1 protein-coding gene is annotated in these 425 nt (G+C 44.2%); it reads right to left on the reverse strand.

Going from position 1 to position 425, the window contains the following annotated elements; all coding sequences use genetic code 11:
• A partial coding sequence (locus HMPREF1551_RS05325) for a DUF3875 domain-containing protein (protein ID WP_081695743.1) occupies nt 1–335 on the reverse strand: 335 nt, incomplete at its 3' end.
• Between the last annotated feature and the right edge of the window lie 90 nt (nt 336–425).

Genomic DNA, 425 nt, shown 5'->3' on the forward strand with positions numbered 1-425 from the left:
TAGCATCTGTGATTTAAGAACGGACGCTCGTTAAAATGCTTTTCGTACGAATGAGAGAGAAAACTCAGGTTCTCACCTTGCAGTTCAGGTTCGTATTGTTCCTTGATAAACCAGTCCTGTTTGTGGATAACGGTATACTGTGGCAATACTTTGATAGCCTTATGCCAAAGCGAGTGGAGTATCTCATAGTCCTCACCCGAAATGGTAAAGAGCTCTGGAAGCTGCACCTCGAAGCCGACGCTGATGTCGGCTTCTTTGGTGAGCAAACAGTCTTGTTCTATGGCAAGAATAGGGAACTTACTCTCTAAGGTGTTGATTTTAGAACTATTTCTCATTGAGGGTTGTTTTAGGTTTAGGGTAACGAATAAATTGGCGTGGCGATCTTTGGTGGCGTAGGTATTTGGGGTGGCGTTTGCTAGCTGCTT

The organism is Capnocytophaga sp. oral taxon 863 str. F0517, assembly GCF_000466425.1.
Lineage (GTDB): Bacteria > Bacteroidota > Bacteroidia > Flavobacteriales > Flavobacteriaceae > Capnocytophaga.